The following is a 24,276-nucleotide window of genomic DNA, read 5'->3' on the forward strand; positions in this document are numbered from 1 at the left end:
AGTACTGGGGTGTGCTCCCATTCTATTGGGCGATGCCGGTGCTCTCCGGCGCGCGCGACGACGAGCGGCGCCCCGATTAGAGTTGGCGGGTGACCGACACCTCTCCGCGTCCCTGGCTGTCCAGCTACGCCGCCGATGTTCCCTCCGACATTCCCGTTCAGCGCGGCTGTCTCGTCGACCTGGTCGATGCATCCGCCGCTCGGTATCCCTCCCAGGTCGCCCTGGAGTTCTTCGGGACCACCACGACCTACCGGCAACTCCAGCACGCGATCCGCCGCGTCGCCGAGGGCCTTCGCGAACTCGGCGTCTCCCCGGGCGATCCGGTTGCTCTCGTGCTGCCGAACTGCCCTGAGCACATCGTCGCGTTTTACGCGGTCCTCCGACTCGGCGCCGTCGTCGTCGAGCACAACCCGCTGTACACACCGCGGGAGCTCCGCCACCAGTTCGAGGATCACGGAGCCCGGGTTGCGATCGTCTGGAACAAAGTGGTGGCGACCGTGCAGGACTTCCCCGAGGACATCGCGGTACGTTCGCTGATCTCGGTCGACATCACGCGCTCGATGCCGGCGGCGACGCGACTCGCCCTGGCGCTCCCGATCACCAAAGCCCGCGAATCACGCGAGGCGTTGACGGCGAAGACTCACGGAACGATCCCCTGGTCGAAGATCAGCGCGTCGCGCACCATCGATCCGTTCCATCCCCTGCCCGAGTCGACGGACGTCGCCATCATCCAGTACACGTCCGGGACCACCGGCGCACCGAAGGGTGCTGTCCTCACCCACGCGAACCTGCTCGCGAACGCGGTTCAGGCTCGTGCGTGGACGCCAACGATCACGCATGCAGGCTGCACCGTCTATGCGGTGTTGCCGATGTTTCATGCCTACGGTCTTACCCTCTGCCTCACCTTCGCGATGAGCCTCGCGGCGCGACTGGTGCTGTTCCCCAAATTCGACCCCGACCTCGTGCTCGCCGCCGCGAAGAAACATCCGCCGACCTTCCTCCCCGCCGTTCCACCGATCGCCGACCGGCTCCTCGCCCGGGCGAAGGAGAAAGGTGTGTCGCTGAGCGGACTGGAGATCGGCATCTCCGGGGCGATGGCGCTTCCCCACGAACTGGTCGTTCCGTTCGAGGAGGCAACCGGGGGCTATCTCATCGAGGGCTACGGACTCAGCGAGTGCTCGCCGGTGCTCATGGCCAACCCGGTCGCCGACAACCGCAAGGCCGGTACCGTCGGCTTGCCGCTGCCGAGCACCGAGGTCCGCATCGTGAACCCCGAGAATCCGGCCGTTGACGTCGAGCCTGGCGCCCCAGGCGAACTCATCGTCCGCGGGCCGCAGGTGTTCTCCGAGTACTACCTCAAACCCGATGAGACGAGCGAGGCCTTCGTCGACGGTGGCTGGTTCCGCACCGGCGATATCGCGACGATGGACGCCGATGGGTTCGTGAGCATCGTCGACCGGATCAAGGAACTGATCATCACCGGCGGATTCAACGTGGCACCCACGGAAGTCGAGAACGCCCTGCGTCAGCACCCGGCGATCCTTGATGTCGCCGTGGTCGGGATGCCGAGCGCCCACTCCGGTGAAGATGTGACCGCTGCCGTCGTTCTCCGCCCAGGAGAGAAGCTCGACAGGGAATCGATCAGACAGTTCGCCCGCGACAACCTCACGCCGTACAAGGTGCCGAGACGGATCGTCGCCATCGAGGCGCTGCCGACGTCGCTCATCGGCAAGGTTCTGCGCAAGCAGGTCCGTGATGTTCTGCTGCAGAAGGAGACCGGTCGCCAGGCAGACATCCTTCGCTGACCGTCAACCGGCGTCGGCGTCTCCGGCCGGTTCGGATGCGTCGTCGAGCGCACGCGGCCCCCGGGTCACGAGGAGCGCGAACTGTTCGGCGTCGATGATCCGCAAGCCGAGTTCTTCGGCTTTGCCGAGCTTTGACCCTGCCCCCGGCCCGGCGGCCACGAAGTCGGTCTTCTTCGAAACACTCGATGCCGCCTTGCCACCGGCCGCGAGAATCGCCTCCTGCGCTCCCTCGCGGGTGAAACCGTCGAGCGAGCCGGTGGCGACGACGGTGACCCCGGCGAGCACCCCTCCACCCGCGGCAGCCGCACCAGGCCCCGGGTGCCCTGGGGTGGAGAACTGCACTCCGGCTGCGGTCCAGCGGTCGACGATCTGGCGATGCCAGTCGACGTCGAACCAGTCGATAACGGCGTCAGCGATGATCGAACCGACGCCGTCGGTCTCGGCGAGCTGTTCGCGACTGGCTGCTCGGATGGCATCCAGCGATCCGAAATAGTCGGCGAGGGCACGGGCAGCGACGGGGCCGACGTGACGGATGTTGAGCGAGACCAGGATGCGCCACAACGGCTTCTCCTTTGCCGACTGCAGGTTCTGCAGGAGTTCGAGGGCGCTCTTCGACGGGACGGAGCCCTCGTTTCCGGCGAATTCCGTCACGTCCGGGTCGAAAGCACCGTCTTTGCGAAGGTTGCGTTTGCGTCTGAACGGTGTGACCCGCTTGACCTCGCCATCGTCACCGAGCTTGGGCAGCCCGGTTTCGAAGTCGAAGACCGTCACGGTCACCGGGAAGAGGTCTTCGATGGTCAGGTCGAAGAGGCCGGCTTCTGAAACATCGCCGTTCTCGTCTGCGAGCGGTGCCTTCGACGGTTCGAGCGGCTGGCTGAGAGCTGCCGCCGCGACCTCCCCGAGCCCTTCGACGTCGAGAGCTCCACGCGACCCGACATGTTCGACCCGACCCCGCACCTGTGCAGGACAAGATCGGGAGTTCGGGCACCGCAGGTCTTTGTCGCCCTCCTTCGCCGGGCGCAGCGGCGTGCCACACGACGGGCAGTCCTCGGGCATGACGAACGCGCGCTCCGTCCCGTCTCGCAACTCGACCACCGGGCCGAGGATCTCGGGGATCACGTCTCCGGCCTTGCGCAGCACAACAGTGTCACCGATCAGAACACCTTTGGCCTTGACGACGTCCTGGTTGTGGAGCGTCGCCTGGCTGACGGTCGACCCGGCGACGCGCACCGGCTCCACCTGCGCGAACGGAGTCGCTCGACCTGTCCGGCCGACACTCACCACGATGTCGAGCAGTTTCGTGTTGACCTGCTCCGGCGGATACTTGAACGCCGTCGCCCAGCGGGGAGCCCGGCTGGTTGCGCCGAGTTCGTCGTGGAGCGCCAGCTCATCGACCTTGATGACGATGCCGTCGATCTCGTGCTCGACGCTCGCCCGATTCTCGCCGTAGTGCTCGATGAAACCGACGACGCCGTCGATCGTGTCGAAGACGCGGTAGTGGGTCGAGGTGGGCAGCCCCCACTCCGACAGCACGCCGTACACCTCTGATTGCGCTGACACCGGTGGATTTGGCCAGGCACCCACCCCGTGTACGAGCATCTGCAGTCGCCCGAGCCGATTCTCCATGAGCTTCAGCTGGGCGGCGTTCTTGCTCTCTGCCTTCTGGCGCAGGCTGCCGCTGGCCGCGTTGCGCGGGTTCGCGAAGACCTTCTCGCCGGCAGCGAGCTGGAGTTCGTTGAGTTCGCGGAACGCCTCGACGGGGAAAAAGATCTCCCCACGCACCTCGACGAGGGCAGGATGCCCCTCGCCGGCAAGCCGGGTCGGGATCGATCTGATCGCGGCGACGTTCTCGGTGACGTCTTCTCCGACGACACCGTCACCCCTCGTCGCCGCACTGACAAGGCGCCCGTTCTCGTAACGCAGGTTGACGGCGAGTCCGTCGATCTTGAGTTCGGTGAGGTAGTGGACCGACCGGCCGGACGCCCGTTCCACCCGCTCGCCCCACGCACGCAACTCGTCTGCGGAGAAGACGTTGTCGAGGCTGAGCATGCGTTCGGCATGGGTGACGGGGTCGAACAGAGAAGCCTGCGCCCGCCCGCCGACGGTCTGCGTCGGGCTGTCCTGGCCCTGCAGTTCAGGGAAGAAATGCTCGAGCTGTTCGAGTCGGTGCATCATGCCGTCGTACTCGGCGTCTGAGACGAGCGAGGCATCCTGCTCGTAGTAGGCGTCGCGAAGTTCGAGGATGCGTGTGGTCAGCGCTGCAGCCTCGGCCGCAGCCGTCTCGAGGTTTTTCGGAGTGCTCTGCGCAGGCATGCTCTGGGCGGTCGTGCCGTCGTTGCCTGTGCTCGTCGTGTCGGTGCTCTCTGTCACCAGCCCAGTCTAGGGACAGCGACCGACAGCGCCCGGAGCCATTGACAGCCGACCGCCAACACGGGTTGTGCGGCCCTGCACTGGTCAGCGCACCGATCGGATCGGCACCACCGCCAGGGCCCCGAGGATCGCTGCGATCCCGGCCGCGACGAATAACGCCGTGAATCCTCCGGATGCTGCAACAGTGAACGCGCCGAGAAGCGGCGCGAACGCCTGCGGCACCGCTGTGGCAATGTTCATGATGCCCAGATCCTTGCCCCGATCTTCCTGCGCCGGGAGCACCTGTGTGGCCAGTGCCTGATCGACAGACAGGAAGCAGCCGTAGCCCAAACCGAGCAGACCGGCCGCGACGAGGGTGGCTCCGAAACTGGGCACGAATGCGAGAACAAGCGCCGCAAGTCCCTGCGCCGCTGCGGCAGCGAACACGAAGCTCTTCCGCCGGCCGAGTTTGTCGGACAACCGACCGAGGAAGACGGAGGCAAGGATGACGAAGAGCATGTACACGAGTGTGAGCAGGAGCAGGTCGTCTTCGGGGTGTTCGACCCGCAAGCCGTACTGAAGAAAGTAGAGCAGCAACGTCGTACCGAGGGCATTGCCGATGTTCACGAGGACCCGGCCCAGGAGCGTCCAGCCGAAGTCGGGGTGCTTTCTCGGATCGATCCAGAGTCCCGAAACGAAAGCAGTCACTGTCAGTGATCGCCGCCCGGATGCCGGTAGTGGTTCGTCGCGCAGCATCAGGAGGAACGGGAGAACCAGCGCGACGAGTGCGATCGAGACGAGCAGGTAGCCGATCACCTGCCCCAGCCCGAGGAGGGTGACGAGCGCGACACCGAGGATGATCCCGATCGCCTGTGGGGCGCTCATCCAGCCGGACACCAGCCCTCGCTGGTTCACCGGGACCTGGTCGGAGATCACAGCGGTGAGTGCAGAGGTCATCATGCAGAATCCCGAGAGTGCGCAGCACCAGAACACCCCGATCGCGACGATGTCACTCTGAAAACTGAGCAGCGCGAGCGACACAGCGAACAGGGCTGTGCCCGCTGCGATCCACGGCCGTCGACGGCCGAAGCGCGACGTCGTCCGGTCGGACAGCGCTCCGGTGAGGGGGAACACCACAAGGGCACACACCCCGGCGGCGCCGGAGATGAGGCCGAACGTCACGACGCTGTCGATCCAGTCGTCCGGCGAGACGGCGGCGTCGACCTGCAACGGCAGCAGCAGCTGGATCGGTGTGAGCTGAGCCATCCAGATCCCCAGCCAGGCTGCGGCGAAGAGGGCGATCCAGCGCGACGGCACACGCCTCGTGGGTTCGGAGAGTGTGGAAGAGCTGTGGGTCGTCGTGGACACGCCAGTCAAGATACCCGAGCAACCAGCCCGCAGGGGTGAATGTGATACCCCCTGTTCGTGCCCGCGACCTGCTGCCGTGCCGGTGAGGCCATACTGGCGAGGATTCGGCGGGTGGAATCAGGCGGTAGCGGGCACGGCGCTGACGGTGCGGTCGATCGTGCACTGACCGAGCACACGCGTTCCGACGTAGACGACGGCGGTCTGCCCGGGAGCGACACCGTCGAGCGGCGTCTCCGGTCGGATCATCAGCTCGGGTTCGCCGGTTGCAGCGTTCGGCTGGACGACGGCGACGGCGGGGACCGGATCCGCGTGGGCACGAATCTGCACGTCGCAGGCGAATGCGAGGTCCGGCTGATCGGGTGCCAGCCCGGCCCAGGTGAACCGTGAGCCGGCGATCTCGGCGATGGCGAGGGCTTCCTTCGGACCGACGACGACCTCATTGGTCTTCGGCCGGACCTCGAGAACAAACCGTGGGCGTCCGTCAGGGTCAGGAACACCCAGGTTCAGGCCGCGGCGCTGCCCGACGGTGAACGCGGCGGCGCCCTCGTGGGAGCCGACGACGGAACCTGTCCGGTCGAGGATCTCGCCCTTCTCCGCTCCAACACGCTCGGCCAGCCAGCCACGGGTGTCGCCGTCAGGGATGAAGCAGATGTCGTGGCTGTCGGGTTTGTTCGCGACGCTGAATCCGCGTTCGGCCGCTTCGGCCCGCACCTCTGCCTTCGACGGCGTCGCCCCGAGCGGGAACATGGAGTGGGCGATCTGCTCGGTGGTGAGCACGCCAAGGACATAGCTCTGGTCTTTGGCCCAGGCGCTGGCACGGTGCAGTTCCCGGTTGCCGTCTGCATCCGTCAGGATCGTCGCGTAGTGCCCGGTGCAGACCGCATCGAAGCCGAGGTCGATCGCCTTCTCGAGGAGGGCTGCGAACTTGATCTTCTCGTTGCAGCGCATGCACGGGTTCGGAGTGCGGCCGGCGGCGTACTCGGCGATGAAGTCGTCGACGACGTCGAGTTTGAACCGCTCGGAGAAGTCCCAGACGTAGTACGGGATTCCGATGATGTTGGCGGCGCGCTGCGCATCCATTGAGTCCTCAATGGTGCAGCAACCCCGGCTGCCGGTGCGGAGGGTGCCGGGCATCCGGCTGAGGGCAAGGTGCACACCGACCACGTCGTGACCCGCTTCGACTGCGCGCGCTGCGGCTACTGCGGAGTCGACCCCGCCGGACATTGCTGCTAAAACCTTCACCCGAGCAGTCTACGCGCCTGTTTCTGAGCGCCGCCTTGGCGGCGTCAGGCGCCGAGGCTGGTGCTGCGGTCGGCGAAACCGGCCCTGGCCGCCTGCGCGTACGCGCCAGGAAGGGCGGAGAGCAGTGCGTCGACGTCGGCGTCTGTCGTCGTGTGGCCGAGCGTCACCCGCAGTGCTCCCCTGGCCTCGATCTCACTCCTGCCCATGGCGCGGAGCACGTGTGACGGTTCCGGGATGCCGGCCTGACAGGCTGACCCTGTTGACACGGAAACCCCGGCCATGTCGAGGAGGAACAGGAGCGAGTCCCCCTCGCAGCCGGCGACGGCCACATGGACGTTACCCGGCAACCTGCCGGCGCCAGACGGTCCGTTGAGCGTCGCAGCAGGAACAGACGATCGGATGCCGTCGATGAGCCGGTCGCGCAACCCGCCCAGTCTCACGGCCTCGGCCTCCCGGTTTCTGGCGGCGTGGGTGGCTGCGACGGCGAACGCAACAGCCCCGGCCACGTCCTGGGTGCCTGACCGCACTTGGCGCTGCTGGCCGCCGCCGTGCAGCAACGGTTCGACGATGGCGGAGCGGGAGAGCACGAGCGCTCCGACTCCCACCGGTCCCCCGATCTTGTGCGCAGACACGCTCATCGCGACGAGTCCCGATCCGCCGGAGCTCCCCGAGGCGGAGCGGACGGCAGCGAAATCGGTTTCGAGGTAACCGTATGCGGCGACGGCGTCGAGGTGAACGGGGACCCCGGCGGCTGCAGCGTGTGCACTGATCTCACGGACGGGCTGGATGCTGCCCACTTCGTTGTTGGCCCAGAGCAGGGTGACGAGAGCGACACTGTCGCCGTGACGGGCGAGCGCAGCCCTCACGTCGTCAGGACGGACGAGCCCGTCCTCGTCGAGCGGGAGCCAGTCGACGATGGCCCCCTCATGCTGTTCGAGCCATTCGAGGGTGTCGATGGTGGCGTGGTGCTCACCGCCGGGGGCGAGGATGACAGGCCTCGAAGCTCCCCGGTTCCTGAACCACCAGATGCCCTTCACGGCAAGGTTCACTGCCTCGGTCCCACCCGACGTGAGGACGACCTCGATCGGGTCGCAACCGAGGGTGGCAGCGATCTCCTCGCGTGCTTCCTCGAGCATCCGTTTCGCGGACTGTCCCTGCGAGTGAATGGATGCCGGATTCCCGACGGTTCCGAGAGCGTGCGCGTACGCATCGATCGCTTCGAGGAGCATCGGGGTCGTTGCCGCATGGTCCAGATACACGACCATTCCGCTCTCCCGCCCTGTGTACTCGCGCCCTGTGCGCACTCACTACTCTAGAACGCATGACTCCGACCGACTCCCTTCACGACCTCGGTGTCCGAGTCACCTCGCACGGCGGCGAGCTGCGCGTGTGGTCGGCGAGTGCCGACCAGATGGAACTCGTGATCTTCGACGACACCGACCCGCACTGGGTGACTAAAACGGTCCAGATGAAGAGGGGCGCAGACGACGTCTGGGTCGGACGGTCGCGAAGCCTCCGCGTTGGAACCCGCTACTCGGTGCGGGTGTCAGGGTCGTCGTCGCCGACATCGGCCTTCAACCCGACGCGCGACCTCATCGACCCGTACGCGCGCGGGCTCGTGCGTGTCGGAGCAGGCCAGTACCGATCCGCCGTCGTCGACACCGACTTCGACTGGGGCGATGTTGCCAAACCTGCTGTTCCTCTCGACCGGACCGTCATCTACGAAGCCCATGCCAAAGGCATCTCCAAGCTCAACCGCCACGTGCCCGAGACGTTGCGCGGAAGCTACGCCGGCCTGGCCCACGATGCGTCGATCAGTTACCTCCACGATCTCGGTGTCACCGCCGTCGAGTTGCTTCCCGTTCACGCCTTCGTCTCAGAACAGCGCCTCATCCGTCAGGGTCTGACCAACTACTGGGGTTACAACACCCTCAACTTCTTCACCCCGCACGCCCCATACGCGTCGCGCGCCGCGCAGTCCGCCGGCCCTGCCGCCATCCTGCGGGAGTTCAAGGGCATGGTCCGGTTGTTGCATGAGGCTGGAATCGAGGTCATCCTCGATGTGGTCTACAACCACACGGCTGAGGAAGGCCGCGGCGGCCCGACCACGAGCCTGCGTGGCATCGACAACGACGCCTACTACCGACAGACGGCCACCGGCGACTACATCGACGTCACCGGCTGTGGTAACAGCCTCGATACCTCGCACCCTGCCGCTCGGCGCCTCGTGATGGATTCCCTTCGGTACTGGGCCAATGAGGTCCAGATCGACGGTTTCCGGTTCGACCTCGCAGTGACACTCGGCAGAAACGCGGAGCACGAGTTCGATCGCAATCACGAGCTCCTCTCCGCCATCGTGTCCGACCCGACACTCGCCGGGGTCAAGATGATCTCCGAGCCGTGGGACGTCGGGATCGATGGCTGGCAGACCGGCAACTTCCCAACCGGCTGGATCGACTGGAACGACAGGTACCGCGACCGCACCAGAAATTTCTGGTTGTCGGATGTCGACTACGCCAGGCGGGCAAGCACGGCGCCCGTGGGCATCGGCGGGTTCGCGACACGGCTCGCCGGATCGAGCAACACGTTCTCCGGTGAGCGGGGGCCGCTGGCATCCGTCAACCTCATCACCGCGCACGACGGCTTCACCCTCGCCGACATCGTCTCCTACGACGTCAAACACAACGTCGGAAACGGCGAGTCGAACCGCGACGGGACCGACAACAACCGGTCGTTCAACCACGGCGCCGAGGGCCCGACCAGCGATGAGACGATCCTCGCGACCAGGCGAAAGGCGATGAGGAACCTGCTCGGCACCCTTCTGCTCTCCGCAGGCGTGCCGATGCTCACCGCCGGCGACGAATACGGTCGGACACAGCGGGGCAACAACAACGCGTACTGCCACGATTCCGAACTCACCTGGCTCAGCTTCCCGGTCGACAAATGGCAGCACAACCTGTTCGCCCATGCCCGCAGGCTGACCGAGTTGCGGCGTGAGAACCCGGCGCTGCGGCCGGTGCGGTTCGGCCGATCCGGCGAGACAGTGCCGAGCGCCAGCCAGATGGACTGGTACGACCAGTCCGGCGCGACGATGAGTGAAGACGACTGGACGAGTGCGCGCAACCGCACACTGCAGTACGTCGCAGCAAGCACACCAGAGGTCGAGGACTTCAACCGCATCCTGCTCATCGTTCACGGCGTCGAGGCCGACGTGACCGTCACCCTCCCCCTGCACGACGGGGTCACGCACTATGAACTTCTGTGGCGAAGCGACGACGAGACCCCGCTCACAGCTGTGTCCACGTTCGTCCCGGGCGACACGATCGAGGTCGCGGCCACCTCCATGCAGTTGTTCCGAGCGATCTCAGCAGACTGACCGTGGCCAGAAAGAACGCGGCATCGACGCCGGCGACCGTCGCTCTCACCGCTACGGGCATCAGCTTCACCCCACATCCGTACCTGCACGACCCCGCTGCGGCGAGCTTCGGTCTTGAGGCGGCCGAAGCTCTGGGGGTCGACGCCGACCGCGTCTTCAAGACGCTTCTTGCCGACGTCGACGGAACGCTCGTCGTCGGTGTCGTCCCGGTGACGGCACAACTGGACCTCAAACTGCTGGCGATGGCTGTCGGCGGCAAACGCGCGGCCATGGCGGAACCCGCACTGGCCGAACGCCGGACCGGCTATGTGGTCGGTGGAATCAGTCCGATCGGGCAGAGAAGCCGGCTGCGCACGGTGATCGACGGGTCAGCGACGACATGGGCCAGCGTCTTCGTCTCCGGAGGCCGGCGAGGCCTCGACATCGAACTGTCGCCTCTCGACCTCATCACCGTGACCGGCGCGACGCTCGCCGCGATCGCCAGGCGCTGAACGACCGTCAGGCGACGGCGATGAGGCCGAGCTCTGCCGGACTGGCGAGCAGCGCGTTCTTCGGAACCACCCGCACGCTGTAGCCGAAGCCACCGGGGCGGCCGAGGCTCACCGTTCCGGAGAACAGCCAGTCGCCGCCGTCGCCGGAGTCGGCATCCGGGTCAGGGATCTCGGCTTCGAGTTCAGCGCTCTGCACGTCGCGGAGATCGTCGCCGTTCGCACCGCTGAGACCGTACACGACCTGCACGGACACATCGTCAGGACTCAGGCTGCCCAGCCTCACCGTCGCACGAAGGTGAAGTTCGTCGCCCACCTGCGGCGTCAGGTCGAGGCCGCCGGACTCGACGTGCGCGATGGCGACGTCCGGCCACGCAGCGGTGACCCGCGCCTTCCACTCGGCGAGGCGCCTGGCCGGCTTGTATCCGTCACCACGCAGCACCGTGGTGCTCGAGTATGCCGGCAGATAGAGCGATTCGGTGTACTCGCGAACCATCCGGTCTGCGCTGAGTCGCGGCGACAGCGTCGACAACGTGTGACGGATGCTTCGCAGCCAGTCGGTCGGGAGCCCATCGGAGTCCCGGGCATAAAAGCGTGGCGCGATCTGGTGTTCGATCAGGTCGTACATCGACTCCGCCTCGAGCCGGTCGCGCTCCTCGGCATCGGCTGTCGCCGCCGAGGGGATCGCCCAGCCGTTGTCACCGTCGAAGAACTCGTTCCACCAGCCATCGAGAATGGAGAGGTTGAGGACGCCGTTCAGGGCGGCTTTCATCCCGGACGTCCCACACGCTTCCAGGGGCCTGAGCGGGTTGTTCAGCCAGACGTCGGTGCCAGGGTAGAGCTTCTGTGCCATGGCGATGTCGTAGTTCGGGAGGAAGACGATGCGCTCGCGTACCCGCGGGTCTTTCGCGAACTCCACGATCTTCTGGATCAGTCGCTTGCCCTCGATATCGGCGGGATGTGATTTGCCGGCGATGACGATCTGCACGGGGCGGTCAGGGTGGAGCAGGATGCCACGCAACCGGTCGGTGTCGTGCAGCATCAGCGTGAGCCGCTTGTACGTCGGAACCCGCCGCGCGAATCCGATGGTGAGCACCCGCGGATCGAGCAGCGAGTGGAGCCACTCGGGGGCGACTCCCCCGGGATTCTGCTGCAGCCACGCGCGTTCGAGACGACGGCGCGCGTCTGCGACCAGTTCGGCACGCATGTCGTTGCGCACCGACCACAGCTCGGCATCAGACACCGCAGGTGAAGCCCAGTCGGCGTTGGCCGTGTCCGTGGTGCCGAGGGTGCGTGCCGCAAGCGCTGTCAGCTGCGGTGCCGTCCAGCTGGCGGGATGCACCCCGTTTGTGACGGAACCGATGGGAACGTCTTCGGTATCGAATCCGGGCCAGAGGTCACTGAACATCCGTCGGCTGACCTCGCCGTGCAACTGGGAGACCCCGTTGGCACGCTGGCCGAGACGCAGCCCCATGACGGCCATGTTGAACGCGCCGTCCGGTGGACTCCCCGCTTCGCGACCGAGCGAGAGAACGTCGTCGACCGGCACTGCCGGCAGCAGATCGGTCTCGAAATAGCGACGGACCAGGGCGGATTCGAAGCGGTCGATGCCGGCGGGCACGGGCGTGTGGGTCGTGAACACCGTGCCGGCTCTGACCACCTGCAACGCTTCGGTGAAGCTCAGCCCGTCGCGGATGAGGTCGCCGATCCGTTCGACACCGAGGAATCCGGCGTGGCCTTCATTGGTGTGGAACACCCGCGGCGGCCGCACTCCGGTGCGTTCGGCCCAGGCTCCGATTGCCCGGACACCACCGATTCCGAGCAGGAGCTCCTGCTGCAGCCGGTGTTCCTCCGCACCGCCGTACAGGCGGTCGGTGACGTGACAGAGCTCATCGGTGTTCTCCGGGATGTCGGAGTCAAGAAGGAGCAGCGTCACCCGACCGACCCTGCCCTGCCAGATCCGCGCGCTGAGAACCTGGTCGTCGGGCAGGCACAGGGTGACGATCACCGGGCTGCCGTCCGGCTGCCGGAGAACACGAAGTGGGAGGCCGTCCGGGTCGAGCACCGGGTAGGTCTCCTGCTGCCAGCCGTCTGGTGAGAGGGCCTGGCTGAAGTATCCGGAGCGGTAGAACAGTCCGACGGCCACGAGCGGGACGCCGAGGTCTGACGCACTCTTGAGATGGTCGCCGGCGAGGATGCCGAGACCGCCGGAATACTGCGGAAGCGCGGCAGCGATACCGAACTCCGGCGAGAAGTAGGCGATGGATTCGGGCTTCTCACCCTCCAGCTGCTGGTACCAGCGCGGCTCGTTCAGATAGCGGGTGAGATCGTCGCGAAGCGCATTCGCCCGGTCGACGAAGGCGTCGTCCGCCGCGAGTTCGTCGATGCGTTCCTGACTGATCTGCCCGAACAGGCTGATCGGGTCGTGCTGGAAATCCCGCCACGCATCCGGGGCGATGTCGGAGAACAGGTCCTGCGTGGGTTCGTGCCAGGCCCACCTGAGGTTTCCCACGAGGTGCTCGAGCGCCGAGAGCCGCTCAGGGAGCGCTGGCCGGACCGTAAATCGTCTAATCGCCTTCACGGTGTTCAGCCTAGGCGAGGGCGGTCTGCAGCCACCAACGGCGGGCGCATATTGGCTACGGGGAGTTTGGTCAAGCCAGCAACCCTTGCCCCCGATTCGCGGTACGGTCGGACTTGTGGCGAAGAAAGCAACGAGCAAGGCGGCCGGACCTCTCAAGGCCGCCCCCGCAGAGTCCATCGTTCGAACGACCCCCGGTATCGGCAGGATCCCGGTTCTCGGCCTCTCGCCGATCGTGTCATGTGGCCGATGGCCGGCGCGCGGTTTTGTCGGGGAGGTGATCCCGTTCCGTGCGACGGCGTTCCGCGAGGGTCACGACGCCATCGGGGTGGAGCTTCTGCTCACCTCGCCTGCCGGCGTGACCACGCGGCATCCGATGTCGCTCATCACCGTCGGGCTCGACGACTACGAAGCACTCGCGCAAGTGGATGCGCCAGGCATCTGGCGGTTCACGGTCCGTGCATACTCGGACGACTTCGAGACCTGGCACCACAACGCATCCATCAAGATTCCCGCTGGGATCGACGTCGAGCTGATGTTCACGATCGGTGCCCAGTTGCTCCAGCGTGCGGCTGGCGAGTCGAACCGTCCAGCAGACGAGCGCGCCTACCTCGAGCAGCAGGCGACGACGCTCGCAGCAACGGATGCCTCCCTCGAGACCCGCGCGGCGGTCCTCGACGATCGCCGTCTGCACCAGATCGCGTACGAGCATCCGATGACGACGATCTCGAGTTCGTCCGATGTCGCCGAGATCCGGGTCGAGCGCACCCGGGCGGGCCTCGGCTCCTGGTACGAGTTCTTCCCCCGTTCGGAGGGAGCGAAGAAACGTGCTGACGGGTCCTGGCAGTCCGGTACCTTCCGGACGGCAGCGAAGCGGCTCGCTCCGGTCGCCGCGATGGGCTTCGACGTCGTCTACCTGCCGCCGATCCACCCGATCGGGACGACCTTCCGCAAGGGCCCGAACAACACCCTCACCCCCGGGCCCCACGACCCGGGCTCACCCTGGGCGATCGGCTCGGCTGACGGCGGCCACGACGCCATCCACCCCGAACTCGGGACGGAGGCGGACTTCCGCTACTTCCTCGGCGAGGCCGCGAAAAACGACATCGAGATCGCCATCGACCTCGCGCTGCAGGCGTCGCCTGATCACCCCTGGGTCACCGAACACCCTGAGTGGTTCACGACTCTCCCCGACGGCACCATCGCGTACGCAGAGAACCCGCCGAAGAAGTACCAGGACATCTACCCGGTCAACTTCGACAACGATCCCGAGGGCATCCGTGCCGAAGTCCTCCGCATCGTGCGGCACTGGATCTCGCTCGGTGTGAAGATCTTCCGGGTCGACAACCCGCACACGAAGACGGTGGAGTTCTGGGAGTGGCTGATCGGCACCGTCAACGCCGAGGATCCTGACGTCATCTTCCTGGCCGAGGCGTTCACCCGCCCGGCCATGATGCAGGCCCTCGCCCGCGTGGGATTCCAGCAGAGCTACACCTACTTCACCTGGCGCAACACGAAGGAAGAGCTCGAGGAGTTCTTCACGAGCATCAGCACCGAGACCGCTGACTTCCTGCGCCCGAACCTGTTCGTCAACACGCCGGACATCCTCACCGAGTACCTGCAGTTCGGCGGCCCAGCCGCCTACACGATCCGTGCCGCGCTTGCGGCGACGGCAGCACCGGTCTGGGGCGTCTACTCCGGGTTCGAGCTGTTCGAGAACGTCGCCCGAACGGGCGCGGAGGAGAACATCGACAACGAGAAGTTCGAGTTCAAACCCCGTGATTTCGCCGCTGCGGATGCCGCTGGCCGGTCACTTTCGCTCTACCTCGGCACGCTCAATCGGATCCGTCGCGAACACCCGGCGCTCGGTCAGCTGCGCAACCTGCGGCTGCACTCGAGCGACGACGACGCGATCCTCGTCTACAGCAAGCACCTCGCCGCCGAGTTCACCCCGACCGGCGTCGCAGACACCATCCTCGTCGTTGCGAATGTCGACCCGCATTCCGTCCGCGAGACCACCGTCCATATCGACAGTTCTGCATTCGGTATCGCACCGGGCGCCACGTATCAGGTCACCGACCTCGTCACTGGCGCCAGCTGGCCGTGGAGCGAACACAACTTCGTTCGTCTCGACGCCTTCACCGAACCGGTGCACATCTTCCACGTTCAGGAGGCCACATCGTGACCGACCCCACCACACCCACATCGACTCCGTCCACCCCAGCGACGGAAGCGACGACACCAGACAGGAACATCGCAGTGCCCGCGGCCGAGCCGAAGACCGCGAGCGCACCAGCGGTTCGCGACACCCCACCGGAGAACGTGCTCGATGCGGTCTCCACCGGCTCGTACTACGACCCCCATTCCGTACTCGGCCAGCATCCGTCCGGTTCCGTGACGGTCCTTCGGACCCTGCGACCACTCGCACGGACCGTCACCGCGGTGCTCGGCGACGGCCAGCGGGTCGAACTCCACCACTTGTTCAACGGCATCTGGGAGGGCGAGCACACTGCCGGGTTCCCCGACTACGCGATCGAAGCTGAGTACGGTGACGACGTGGTGTGGAACACCGACGACCCGTACCGTTTCGGACCGACGATCGGCGAGCTCGACCTCCACCTCATCGGCGAAGGACGGCACGAAGAGCTGTGGAAGGCTCTCGGTGCCCGTCTCACCGAGCACACGGCGACCGAGAAGGCCGTCGCGGGCACATCATTTACCGTGTGGGCTCCTCACGCCCAGGCGGTTCGGATCATCGGCGAGTTCAACGGTTGGGACGGTCGCCTGCACGCGATGAGGAACATGGGCCCGACCGGTGTGTGGGAGCTCTTCGTTCCTGCACTGCCTTCTGGCACGTTGTACAAGTTCGAGCTGCTCAGCGCGGACGGCACCTGGGTCCGTCGCTCGGACCCGATGGCCCGCTTCACCGAGACTCCCCCTGCGACGGCATCCGTCGTCGGCAGCTCCAGCCACGAGTGGGCGGATGCCGCGTGGATGGAGCACCGCGCAGCCACCAACCCGCACAATTCCGCGATGAGCATCTACGAGATGCACCTCGGTTCGTGGCGTCCAGGCCTGGGCTACCGCGATCTCGCGGACCCGCTGATCGAATACGTGCGGGCGCTGGGATTCACCCATGTCGAGTTCATGCCGCTGGCGGAGCATCCGTACGGCGGGTCGTGGGGTTATCAGATCACCGGCTACTTCGCCCCGACCAACCGGTTCGGCCACCCGGATGACCTGAAGTACCTCATCGACCGACTGCACCAGGCCGGAATCGGTGTGCTCATGGACTGGGTCCCCGGCCACTTCGCCACAGATGAATGGGCACTCGCCCGCTTCGACGGGCAGGCCCTCTACGAGCACTCGGACCCCCGCCTCGGTGAGCACAAGGACTGGGGCACGTACATCTTCAACTTCGGCGACAGCCAGGTGCGCAACTTTCTGGTCGCCAACGCGCTGTACTGGCTCGAGGAGTTCCACGTCGATGGTTTGCGCGTCGATGCTGTCGCCTCGATGCTGTACCTGGACTACTCGAGGGAAGCCGACCAGTGGGTCCCGAACGAGCACGGCGGTCGTGAGAACCTGCACGCCATCAGCCTGCTCCAGGAGGCGAACGCGACCGCATACAAGCGCAACCCCGGCGTCGTCATGATCGCGGAGGAATCCACCAGCTGGCCGGGCGTCACCGCGGCTACGTCCGGCGGCGGGCTTGGTTTCGGCATCAAATGGAACATGGGCTGGATGCATGACTCGCTCCAGTACATCCAGCACGACCCGATGTATCGCTCCCACCACCACGGCGAACTGACGTTCAGTTTCGTCTACGCGTTCAGCGAGAACTTCCTGCTGCCGATCAGTCACGACGAGGTCGTGCACGGCAAGGGCTCGCTGCTCTCGCGCATGCCCGGCGATCACTGGCAGAAGCTTGCCAACATGCGCGTGTTCCTTGCGTTCATGTGGGCTCACCCCGGCAAGCAGCTGCTCTTCATGGGTCAGGAGTTCGGCCAGCCGTCCGAGTGGTCAGAGGCCAGGGGTCTGGACTGGTGGATCCTCGACCAGCCCAGCCACCAGGGGCTGTTCAACCTCGTCGGCCAGCTCAACCGCGTCTACGCCGAGAACCCGGCATTGTGGGCACTCGACAACGAGCCGGCCGGGTTCGAACTGATCGACGGCGGTGACTCGGCTCACAGTGTTCTCTCGTTCCTCCGGAAAGACAACGACGGCAACACGATCGCCGCCCTGTTCAACTTCTCCGGCGCGCCGGTTGGTCCTTACCGGATCGGCCTCCCCGAGGCCGGCGAGTGGGACGAGCTGCTCAACACGGATGCCGGTGAGTTCGGCGGGTCAGGAGTCGGCAACTACGGTTCCGTCGTCGCGGTCGACGAGCCGTGGGCGGGGCGCCCGGCGTCAGCCGAACTGACCCTTCCGCCGCTCGGCGCTCTCTGGCTGCGCCTCCGTCGCTAGCTTCCAGGAACACGAGAACACCCGTTCCGGCTCGAGGACACCCGTCACATCGGGTGCTCGCGACCGGAACGGGTGTTCTGTTTCGACCCGACCTCAGTAGAGGAGGTTGGTGAGGCGTGCACGGGCGCGACCGACGCGAGGGTCGTCGAGGCCGACGACCTCGAACAGGTCGAGAATGCGCGTGCGAATCGTGTTGCGGCCGTCAACATCCGCTGATTCGAAGAGCGTCAGCAGGCGATCGAATGCGTCCTCGACATGCCCGCCGGAGAGGTCGAGGTCTGCGACGTCGAGTTGGGCGTCGAGCCCCTGTGGGTCCGCTGCGGCGGCCGCGCGGATCGACTCGATCGTCTTCCCCTGCAGCCGGTGCAGCAGGCTGACCTGGGCGAGTCCGGCGACGGCCATCTTGTCTGCCGGGTTCTGTGCGATCGCCGTCGTGTATGCACGGATGGCGCGCGGATAGTCGGCCTGTTCGATCGCGTCGTACGCTTCGACGTGCAGAGGGGGAAGCGGGGGTTCAACGACCTCCGCCTCGTCTGCCTGCACCCCTGACACGGTGACCGTGCCGGTGACACCGCTCTGCGCAGCCGCCTGAAGGACCTGGTCGAATACCTGGCGGATCTGGTCTTCGGGGAGGGCGCCGGCGAACAGCTGAAGCGGCCGCCCGCCGATCAGGGCGACGGCCGCTGGAACGGACTGCACCTGGAAGGCCTGGCGGAGCTGAAGATTGGTCGTCACGTCCACGGTGACGAGCAGGAGCCGGCCTCCGTAGCTTTCGACGATCGCCTCGAGACCGGGAGTCGGCGAACCCGCCCACAGGTCCACGATGATCGGCACGGACGTCGACAGGTCGAGGAACGTGCCGAAGGTGGCATCCGTTGCCTCGGCGACGAGCGCAGGGACCTCGATCGGGCCGGCGGAACCGGCCGGAGCGGCTCCGGGAGCGGCTGGAGCAGCCGGCGTTGCCGCCTGACCGCGGTTCACCAGGCTGGAGAGGTCGATCGCGCCACGGAGGTGCTCGGCTGCTGGCTGCATTCCGCTCATCAGAGTTCCGCCGCCTTCGTCAGGCCCTGGCTGAACCCGAGCAATCGGATCTTCTCCGTGCTGCCGGCTGGCGGGACATAGAACAACAGCTGGTCGCTGTACGTCGACTGCACACCCTTCTCCGTTTCTGTCAGTCCGCTCAGTGCCGCGACGGCACCGGCGAGTTTGATCTTGGCTCCGGCCTCGACCGGCTTGACGACTTCGGTCTCGACGATGTCGACGGCGACGATCGCTCCGGATTCGTTGGTGGCCAGCGCAACAGGCGCCATCTTTCCCGCCGCCGTCGAGAACTCGATCGTTGCCGTCGTCGGCAGGTCTTCCTTCTTCGCGGCGCGGTCTGCAGCGATCGCGGTTCGCAACGAGTCGCCGTCGGCGTCGAACAGTTCGAAGAACTCGCTCTCTTCACCGTTCGTGATCACGTCGGTGTAGGCGGCGGCCAGCTCGTCGGGCTGCAGCACCTGGAACGTCGAGTCAGGAGGAAGCTGCGCTGTTCCGATCGTCGCCGGGGCGACATCCGGAATCTGCGCGTCAGGCTCGAGACGCACCGCTGACTGGATTTCGTAGTTCGCGCGGGGGCTGTCCTGGACGAGCACGATCGCCGTCGGCGCCACCGTGTCGTCTGCTTCGTCGTGGACAACGGTCATGACGGTGCGCGGCCAGGTGTCCGTCGCCTGAGGCAGGGTGAGACCGCCGGGAGCGGCCGGGATCGGCGTCGGCTGAGCGAAGTCGGTGATCGACTCGCGGATGGCGTAATTCGCGGTGCGTTCGGCGAGGGCGGGGCCCACGAAACGGGTAGCGGCGAGATCGGCGTCGAGCGCGGCATCCGCTTCGAGGGCGACAGCGGAGATGCGGGCAACGATGCGTTCCAGCTGGGGCGCGCTCACGGCAGGGGCCGGCTGGTCTTCGTCTGGAACGATGTCGGTCGCGCTCGGCGTCGCCGTCGGTGTTCCTGTGCCGGAGAAATCGGGCCAGAAACCGGCGGAGCACCCGCTCAGCGCAAGAGATGACACGAGGACGACCGGGAGGACGGCGATCATCGAGCGTTTGGACGCGCGCGGGCGTTTCGGAGCACTGCCATGCTGCTTGTCCGACTTGTATCTGGACGGCTTCGGAACCTTGGGCATTTTCTCCATACCCGGGCCGGCGGACAGGCTCTTGCGCCGGGGACCGCGTGATTTGCGCATGTGCTGGATCCCGAGCAGATAGAGCACGAGACCGGCGAGCAGGAGGATGAGGCCACCGACGATGAGAGGCCCCGCCCACGGGGTGGTGTTGTTCAACGGCCAGGAGACCTGAACGGTGTCCGGGGCCGGGTCGGTGCCGTTGGAAGCGATGAGCACACTGACGTCCTCCGGCAGGCTCACCGTTTCGATGAGCGCGTTTTCCTCGGCGAATTCGGCGAGCCAGAGGTCGCTGCCTGCCGGGTCGGCGAGAGCATCGGCCGCAGCCTGCTCCTCCTCCGTCAGCGGTTCGGTGTCGACGCGCGGGTCGGTGTCATCGGCTTCGGCCGCCTCAGGCGTCACGACGGATGCCGTCAGGCTGGCCGTTTCCGTGTCGACCGAGAGGGCGTTGTACGACGACTCCCCCAGCCAGGCAAGGACGTCTGCGGTGCGACCGTATGCGAGGAAGACCTCGTCGGAGCCGGAGACCGTCAGCGACTGCTGGCCGGGTTGAGCGGCGAGTTCCTCCCCGCTGATCACGGTGTACGGCAATTCGCCCTTCACCGTCGTCTCTACGGCGTAGGTGGACGGGCCGAGAAAAACCGTGCGTTGGGCGATGCCCAGCACGATCATGGTCGCGGCGACCACAAACGCCAATATCGCGAAAACGAAGCGCACTACATCTCCTTCTCGGTTGCGACCGCAGGGGCGGTGCACCCGGAAATCGTGACGATTTCGGGTCGGTAGCAACAGGACAGACGTTTCAGCGTAGTCGAAATCCCTGTGAGGCCGCTTAATGCGTCTGGGGACGGCCCGGAGTGCCGTGAGCCCTCCCCACGCCCAGTACGATTGGCTGACATCGCGCGACGGAGGGACCGCAGTGAAGATATCCAACCCGTTCCGAGTCGGGCTGATCGGAACACTCGGCGTTGGTCTCGGGCTGCTCATCATCTTCTCGATCGTCACGCTGCAGACGATTCTCAGCTATATCGGCGCTGCGATCTTCATCTCTCTCGGCCTCGACCCGATCGTGTCGTGGCTCGAGAAGAAGCGGTTCCCTCGCTGGGCCGCTCTCATCACGGTCATCGTCGGGCTTCTGACGCTGTTCGCCGGTCTGGTCTGGATGGTCGTGCCGATCATCATCGAGCAGATCTCGCAGCTGATCCGCATCATTCCCGGCCTCCAGGCGCAATTCCAGGACTATCCGCTCGTCGATGTGCTCTCCGACCAGTTCCCCGGACTCGACGTGCGAGCAATCATCGAGGATGCCGGCAACTTCCTCACCGACAACATCACGAACATCAGCTCCGGCGCTATCCAGATCGTCCTCGCCATCGGTTCGACGTTCTTCGGCGCCCTGATCATCCTCATTCTCACGATCTACTTCACTGCGTCGCTCGGTTCGATCAAGCGAGGCCTGTACCAGCTTGTGCCAGCCACCCGGCGCGCGCGCTTCGCCGACCTCGCCGAGCAGATCACCGACTCCGTCGGTCGCTACGTCATCGGCCAGGTGAGTATCGCCGCGTGCAACGGCATCCTGACCTTCATCTTCCTCTCGATCATCGACGCGCCGTTCCCGCCGGTGCTCGCGAGCGTCGCGTTCTTCTTCTCGATGATCCCGCTGGTCGGAACGCTCACCGGTTCGATCATCATCACCCTGGTCTGCCTCATCCCGGGTCTCGGTTCGCCGATCACCGCCCTCGTGGCCGGGATCTACTACCTGATCTACATGCAGATCGAGGCGTACGTCATCAGCCCGAATGTCATGAAGCGAGCGGTCGCCGTCCCAGGCGCGGTCGTCGTGATCGCCGCTCTCGCCGGAGGGTCGCTCATGGGTCTTCTCGGTGCGCTGATCGCGATCCCGACGGCCGCTGCCGCCCTGCTGATCATCAAGCAGGTCGTGATTCCGCGCGCCAACGAGCTGTGAAGCACGACGGCGGAAGCGAAGTTTTCGCCGCGCCTGGACGCTCCTCAGGCACCTGTGGGCGTGCCCTGCTCGACGTCCCAATGGGTCGGCAGCGGCAAGGCCTGCGGGTTCACAGCGCGGACGATCTCGTCGAGAACCCGCCTCGTCTGGTTTTCGCCCACCCAGAGGTGTTTACCGCCCTCAACAGGAATGAGAGTCATGCCTGGAACAGCAGCGAACTTCTCTGCGGCGGCATCGGGGCGCAGGTAGTCGTCGAACTCCGGAATGAGGGCGATGAGTGGGCGTTCGTCACCGTGCCACGCTTCGACGTCGGAGGGCTTCGCCCGGTGGAGCGGCGGAGAGAGCAGGATCGCGCCAGCGATGGAGTGCTGACGGCCGTATTTGAGAGCGAGTTCGGTGCCGAACGACCAGCCGACGAGCCAGGGCTGCGGGAGTCCACGCTCGGAGACGAATGCCATCGCTGCCTCGACATCATGCTCTTCGGAGACCCCGTCACCGAATGCGCCGTCGCTGGTGCCCCTGGCGGAAGACGTTCCACGCGTGTTGAAGCGCAGGACAGCGAGGTTGGCCAGCGCAGGGAGCCGGGCAGCCGCTTTGCGGAATATGTGCGAGTCCATGAAACCGCCCGCCGTCGGAAGGGGATGCAGCGTGACGAGCGTCGCAGCCGGTGCGGCGGAGATCGGCATTGCCAGCTCGCCAACGAGGGTGAGCCCGTCAGCAGTCTCGAGTTCGATCTCTTCACGAGCGGCCGGGAGTTCCATCCCGCCCTTGATCTCCTGCGTCATGGCATCCGTCCTAACCGAGTCGCCAACAGTGGGTGTGCCAGTGCCGACGTGCGGCGAGGTCGGCAGCGTCGCCGAGCACTCCGTCTGCACGCCAGACCACGAGGTGAGCTGTTCCCTGGGGTACGGTCAGTGAGCACGCGGGGCAGATGTAATCCTTCACAGCTCTGGCCGCGCTGACCGGCTGCACGTTCCATTCGGCTCCCCGTCTGGTTTCGGTCCGTTTCCAGCCGCTCATCAAGTGGGAGAGGTCGCCGCCGTCGTCTTCCGGACCCGTCCGTCTGCCACGGGGTCTGTTGCTGCGGGGCATGACTTCATCCTACGGAGAAGGCGGGGCAAGCTCAGGTACGACAGGCGGTCGCTCCGGACAGCGACATCGCTGCTGAAGAATCAGGTGGGTCAGTACCAGCCGACGGCCTGAGAATGGCCCCACGCACCGCAGGGAGTGCCGTAACGTCCGCTGATGTAGCCGAGGCCCCACGAGATCTGGGTTGCGGGATTGGTTGCCCAGTCGCTGCCTGCGCTGCCCATTTTGCTTCCGGGCAGAGCCTGCGGGATCCCGTAAGCACCGCTTGACGGGTTGGCTGCGTTCACACGCCAGCCGGACTCCTTATTCCACAGGGCAACGAGGCAGGAGAATTGGTCTTCGCCCCAGCCGCGGGAGAGAACCATATCGTGGGCGATGGCCTGGGCGGAACCGGGATCTGCGTTGACTCGGGGCAAAGCTGCTCCGCCGTCGCTTTCAGGTTCTTCGCTCTCTTCGACGACGGGTTCGACGACCACGGGGGGCGGCGGTGCGATGACGCTGTAACCGTCGCGGGTGAAGCTGTTCTCGTAGGCGCCGGCCACAGCGAGATCCTGGGTGGCTGCCCCGTCGTAGCGTTCAGCGACCTGGAAGTATGGCGAGGCGGTCGCGCCCGAATACGGGTCGACGACGTTCACGGCCACGAACGCGACTGCGGCGGTGAAAGCCACGAGGAAGAGCGTGAACGGGCTTCGCGATCGGGGTCTCTCAAAAGCCCTTCTGACCTTCGGAGCTGGTGCAGAGGACTCGAGTTGCGCTAGATGTTTACCCACGATTCGTCGATTTTAGCCCAGAACGGGGGCAGATGCGAGTCTGCCCACGCCGGAGTCACCGAACTGCGAGCATGACCTCGGTCACCGCGTCGAGCACCAGGTCAACCTGGGACTCGGCGTAACCACCCCGCTGAGCCCGGAAAACCGCGGTTCTCACCGCGTCAGCGCTGATCGGTGTTCCCTTCTCGAAATAGTCCTTGAGACGGTCGGCAAGAGCGTCGACATCGTCGACGTTGTACCCCTGCGCAAGAATGTTCGCACGCGAGAACCGGTGCCCGGGGTCGCGGTTCAGTCGGTTGAGAAGAACCTGTGCCGTCTCCCGCGCGGCTGTGAGCCACTCGCCCTTGCCCTGTTGCGCGAGTGCCCGCTCGCGTTCCCGGAGGGCGAAGGCGTCTTCGAGTCGCTCAAGTGCGGCATCCACTGCGTGCGTCGCATAGCCGCCGCGCGCCAGGTCGAAGGAGGTCCTTCGGATGTCACCCGACGTCATCGTCGGGCTGTCGCTGTCGTCGACGTCATAGGCGGCGCGAGCTGACGCGAGGAACGTGTCGACCTGTTCGCGGTGGTATCCGCGCAGGCGTCCTTCGGCGGTCGGGAAGATCGTGCTCACCCGGTCATC

Annotated in this window: 17 protein-coding genes; 6 read left to right on the forward strand and 11 right to left on the reverse strand. The window is 65.8% G+C overall.

All coding sequences use genetic code 11. From position 1 onward, the window contains the following. The first annotated feature begins 89 nt into the window (after positions 1–89). Complete coding sequence (locus tag IWX78_RS06535) at positions 90–1,805, forward strand: long-chain-fatty-acid--CoA ligase (protein WP_196832674.1); 1,716 nt, start codon at positions 90–92, stop codon at positions 1,803–1,805. 3 nt (positions 1,806–1,808) lie between these two features. Here the strand turns inward: IWX78_RS06535 and ligA are convergent, their stop codons facing one another. The 4 genes from ligA to IWX78_RS06555 form a co-directional block, all read right to left on the reverse strand. Then, positions 1,809–4,118 carry an NAD-dependent DNA ligase LigA gene (gene ligA, locus IWX78_RS06540; RefSeq protein ID WP_196832756.1) on the reverse strand — a complete coding sequence of 770 codons (2,310 nt, stop codon included), beginning with the start codon at positions 4,116–4,118 and terminating at the stop codon, positions 1,809–1,811. Between the two features lie 141 nt (positions 4,119–4,259). Then, positions 4,260–5,522 carry an MFS transporter gene (locus IWX78_RS06545; protein WP_334684590.1) on the reverse strand — a complete coding sequence of 421 codons (1,263 nt, stop codon included), beginning with the start codon at positions 5,520–5,522 and terminating at the stop codon, positions 4,260–4,262. A gap of 117 nt (positions 5,523–5,639) precedes the next feature. Further along, positions 5,640–6,764: a tRNA 2-thiouridine(34) synthase MnmA gene (gene mnmA, locus IWX78_RS06550; protein ID WP_196832675.1), complete on the reverse strand. Its 1,125-nt coding sequence runs from the start codon at positions 6,762–6,764 to the stop codon at positions 5,640–5,642. Positions 6,765–6,808: 44 nt separating this feature from the next. Further along, positions 6,809–8,029, reverse strand: a complete 1,221-nt coding sequence (locus IWX78_RS06555) for a cysteine desulfurase family protein (protein ID WP_196832676.1) — start codon at positions 8,027–8,029, stop codon at positions 6,809–6,811. A gap of 56 nt (positions 8,030–8,085) precedes the next feature. Between IWX78_RS06555 and glgX the strand changes: the two genes are divergently transcribed. Both glgX and ybaK read left to right on the forward strand, forming a co-directional pair. Then, positions 8,086–10,140: a glycogen debranching protein GlgX gene (gene glgX, locus IWX78_RS06560; protein WP_196832677.1), complete on the forward strand. Its 2,055-nt coding sequence runs from the start codon at positions 8,086–8,088 to the stop codon at positions 10,138–10,140. A 2-nt stretch (positions 10,141–10,142) separates the two neighbouring features. Continuing rightward, positions 10,143–10,631 (forward strand): Cys-tRNA(Pro) deacylase, encoded by a 489-nt coding sequence (gene ybaK / locus IWX78_RS06565; RefSeq protein ID WP_196832678.1) that lies wholly within the window; start codon positions 10,143–10,145, stop codon positions 10,629–10,631. Between the two features lie 7 nt (positions 10,632–10,638). Here the strand turns inward: ybaK and glgP are convergent, their stop codons facing one another. Further along, positions 10,639–13,209 carry an alpha-glucan family phosphorylase gene (gene glgP / locus IWX78_RS06570; RefSeq protein ID WP_196832679.1) on the reverse strand — a complete coding sequence of 857 codons (2,571 nt, stop codon included), beginning with the start codon at positions 13,207–13,209 and terminating at the stop codon, positions 10,639–10,641. 115 nt (positions 13,210–13,324) lie between these two features. Between glgP and IWX78_RS06575 the strand changes: the two genes are divergently transcribed. Together IWX78_RS06575 and glgB are read left to right on the forward strand one after the other, a co-directional pair. Beyond that, complete coding sequence (locus tag IWX78_RS06575) at positions 13,325–15,391, forward strand: alpha-1,4-glucan--maltose-1-phosphate maltosyltransferase (RefSeq protein ID WP_196832680.1); 2,067 nt, start codon at positions 13,325–13,327, stop codon at positions 15,389–15,391. Positions 15,392–15,528: 137 nt separating this feature from the next. Next, a complete protein-coding gene (gene glgB, locus IWX78_RS06580; RefSeq protein ID WP_442929219.1) occupies positions 15,529–17,673 on the forward strand; it encodes a 1,4-alpha-glucan branching protein GlgB in 2,145 nt (714 codons plus the stop codon). 93 nt (positions 17,674–17,766) lie between these two features. On the opposite strand, the gene IWX78_RS06585 is transcribed toward glgB, so the two are convergent. Together IWX78_RS06585 and IWX78_RS06590 are read right to left on the reverse strand one after the other, a co-directional pair. Then, positions 17,767–18,714, reverse strand: a complete 948-nt coding sequence (locus IWX78_RS06585; protein ID WP_196832682.1) for a tetratricopeptide repeat protein — start codon at positions 18,712–18,714, stop codon at positions 17,767–17,769. Then, positions 18,714–20,552, reverse strand: coding sequence for a hypothetical protein (locus IWX78_RS06590; RefSeq protein ID WP_196832683.1), 1,839 nt, complete (start codon positions 20,550–20,552; stop codon positions 18,714–18,716). The genes IWX78_RS06585 and IWX78_RS06590 overlap by 1 nt, the downstream gene beginning before the upstream one ends. Positions 20,553–20,754: 202 nt before the next feature. Here IWX78_RS06590 and IWX78_RS06595 point away from each other — a divergent pair, with 202 nt between their 5' ends. Further along, positions 20,755–21,801, forward strand: a complete 1,047-nt coding sequence (locus IWX78_RS06595; protein ID WP_196832684.1) for an AI-2E family transporter — start codon at positions 20,755–20,757, stop codon at positions 21,799–21,801. A gap of 44 nt (positions 21,802–21,845) precedes the next feature. On the opposite strand, the gene IWX78_RS06600 is transcribed toward IWX78_RS06595, so the two are convergent. The 4 genes from IWX78_RS06600 to IWX78_RS06615 all read right to left on the reverse strand — a co-directional run bounded on the left by IWX78_RS06600 (position 21,846) and on the right by IWX78_RS06615 (position 24,267). Next, positions 21,846–22,586: an alpha/beta hydrolase gene (locus IWX78_RS06600; RefSeq protein WP_196832685.1), complete on the reverse strand. Its 741-nt coding sequence runs from the start codon at positions 22,584–22,586 to the stop codon at positions 21,846–21,848. 10 nt (positions 22,587–22,596) lie between these two features. Then, positions 22,597–22,893: a hypothetical protein gene (locus IWX78_RS06605; RefSeq protein WP_196832686.1), complete on the reverse strand. Its 297-nt coding sequence runs from the start codon at positions 22,891–22,893 to the stop codon at positions 22,597–22,599. Positions 22,894–22,982: 89 nt separating this feature from the next. Further along, on the reverse strand, positions 22,983–23,558 hold the full coding sequence (locus IWX78_RS16355) for a lytic transglycosylase domain-containing protein (RefSeq protein WP_334684592.1): 576 nt from the start codon (positions 23,556–23,558) through the stop codon (positions 22,983–22,985). Between the two features lie 157 nt (positions 23,559–23,715). Continuing rightward, positions 23,716–24,267 carry a DivIVA domain-containing protein gene (locus tag IWX78_RS06615; RefSeq protein ID WP_196832687.1) on the reverse strand — a complete coding sequence of 184 codons (552 nt, stop codon included), beginning with the start codon at positions 24,265–24,267 and terminating at the stop codon, positions 23,716–23,718. Positions 24,268–24,276 lie beyond the last annotated feature (9 nt).

Source organism: Mycetocola sp. CAN_C7, from assembly GCF_015752285.1.
Taxonomy (GTDB): domain Bacteria; phylum Actinomycetota; class Actinomycetes; order Actinomycetales; family Microbacteriaceae; genus Mycetocola_A.